This is a genomic window from Mesorhizobium sp. WSM4840 (genome assembly GCF_055811755.1).
The window spans coordinates 1-2,500 of the sequence record NZ_JBVVQD010000075.1; the positions used below are offsets into that span (position 1 = coordinate 1).

At 55.4% G+C, this 2,500-nt stretch carries 1 tRNA gene and 2 rRNA genes (1 of these 3 cut by a window edge); all 3 read right to left on the reverse strand.

Annotation, left to right across the window (positions count from 1 at the left end):
- Positions 1 to 22: 22 nt before the first annotated feature.
- A tRNA-Met gene (locus tag AC0L3I_RS36520) sits at positions 23 to 99 on the reverse strand.
- A gap of 244 nt (positions 100 to 343) precedes the next feature.
- A 5S ribosomal RNA gene (rrf, locus tag AC0L3I_RS36525) occupies positions 344 to 458 on the reverse strand.
- Positions 459 to 752: 294 nt separating this feature from the next.
- Positions 753 to 2,500, reverse strand: a 23S ribosomal RNA gene (locus tag AC0L3I_RS36530); it runs 1,072 nt beyond the window's last position.

Below are 2,500 nucleotides of genomic sequence, written 5' to 3' on the forward strand. Positions count from 1 at the left end.
GAGGCGGGCCGTTTTGTGGATTTGGTTGCGGGGACAGGATTTGAACCTGTGACCTTCAGGTTATGAGCCTGACGAGCTACCGGGCTGCTCCACCCCGCGTCAACTTTGACGGCGAATGCCGGCCGGGCAGCCCGGACTTTTTGGTTTGTCCGTCCTCGAGGCCTTCGGCCTTTGCGGGCGGACGGGGCGCTGCTCCACCCCGCGTCAACTTTTCAAGCAAGTCAGCGCTTTACTTAGGTACAAGTTCCGCCAAATGAAAGGGCCGCTTGCGCGGCCCGAGCTCCCGTTTGGCGGGCCTTTTGGTAGAGAGAAGATTTGGATTTTGACAACGTGCGTTTTGCAGACCTGGCAGCGACCTACTCTCCCGCGTCTTGAGACGAAGTACCATCAGCGCTGGAGCGTTTCACGGCCGAGTTCGGAATGGGATCGGGTGCAGCCGCTCCGCCATAACCACCAGGTCGGCAAAGCGCACGTTGCTCGAGAAGCTTTTTGAGCGAATAGCCAATAGTGAGTAGCGAATAGGGAACCCTATTTTCTGCTCTCTCTGAGCTGTTCGCTGGTCTTATGTGTGCCTTTACCGTTCTTTTGGTCTTGGCGCCTTCGAAGCGAAGCTTCGCAAGGTCGACCGACCGTCGGCGCCGATGCGCCGCACCCACGTAGCGCCGCCCGCAGGGCGGAACAAGCGTGAGTGAGAACAGACCATCTCGGCGCAATCCGAAGGATTGCGCTGGCGATGGGCATAAGGAATGAGAACGATCAAGCCGATCGAACTATTAGTACCGGTAAGCTTCAAGCGTTGCCGCTCTTCCACACCCGGCCTATCAACGTGGTCGTCTTCCACGGTTCTCAGGGAATACTCGTTTTAAGGTGGGTTTCCCGCTTAGATGCCTTCAGCGGTTATCCCGTCCGGATATAGCTACCCTGCTATGCGGCTGGCGCCACAACAGGTCCACCAGAGATCCGTCCATCCCGGTCCTCTCGTACTAGGGACAGATCCTTTCAATATTCCTACACCCACGGCAGATAGGGACCGAACTGTCTCACGACGTTCTGAACCCAACTCACGTACCGCTTTAAATGGCGAACAGCCATACCCTTGGGACCTGCTCCAGCCCCAGGATGCGATGAGTCGACATCGAGGTGCCAAACAACCCCGTCGATATGGACTCTTGGGGGTCATCAGCCTGTTATCCCCGGCGTACCTTTTATCCGTTGAGCGATGGCCCTTCCACGCGGGACCACCGGATCACTATGACCGACTTTCGTCTCTGCTCGACTTGTCAGTCTCGCAGTCAGGCAGGCTTATGCCATTGCACTCAGCGAACGATTTCCGACCGTTCTGAGCCCACCATCGCGCGCCTCCGTTACTCTTTAGGAGGCGACCGCCCCAGTCAAACTACCCACCATACATTGTCCCGGACCCGGATAACGGGCCGCGGTTAGACATCCATAGTGATAAGGGTGGTATTTCAAGGGTGGCTCCACCTGAGCTGGCGCCCAGGTTTCAAAGCCTACCACCTATCCTACACATGCCACTACGAATGCCAATGTAAAGCTATAGTAAAGGTGCACGGGGTCTTTCCGTCTAACCGCAGGAACCCCGCATCTTCACGGGGAATTCAATTTCACTGAGTCTATGCTGGAGACAGCGGGGAAGTCGTTACGCCATTCGTGCAGGTCGGAACTTACCCGACAAGGAATTTCGCTACCTTAGGACCGTTATAGTTACGGCCGCCGTTTACTGGGGCTTCGATTCAGAGCTTGCACCCCTCCTCTTAACCTTCCAGCACCGGGCAGGCGTCAGACCCTATACGTCGTCTTGCGACTTCGCAGAGCCCTGTGTTTTTGATAAACAGTCGCTACCCCCTGGTCTGTGCCACCCTCCTCCACTTGCGTGGAAAAGGGTCACGCTTCTTCCGAAGTTACGCGTGCAATTTGCCGAGTTCCTTCAGCATAGTTCTCTCAAGCGCCTTGGTATACTCTACCAGTCCACCAGTGTCGGTTTCGGGTACGGTCTATAAGGAGGAGCTATTTCCTGGAACCACGCAGCAGCCCGTTCAATCCGATAAGATTGGACTACCTCAATGATCCGTCACTTCCTCCAGGCCCACGAATATTAACGTGGTTCCCATCGTCTACGCATTTCTGCCTCGACTTAGGGGCCGGCTAACCCTGCTCAGATTAGCTTTAAGCAGGAACCCTTGGACTTTCGGCGGGGGAGTCTCTCACTCCCCTTACGTTACTCATGTCAGCATTCGCACTTCTGATACCTCCACCACCCCTCACGGGTATGGCTTCATCAGCTTACAGAACGCTCCGCTACCGCTCGTGATTGCTCACGAACCCTAAGCTTCGGTGTATGGCTTGAGCCCCGTTACATTTTCGGCGCAAAGACCCTTATTTAGACCAGTGAGCTGTTACGCTTTCTTTAAATGATGGCTGCTTCTAAGCCAACATCCTGGTTGTTTTGGGATCCTCACATCCTTTCCCACTTAGCCAT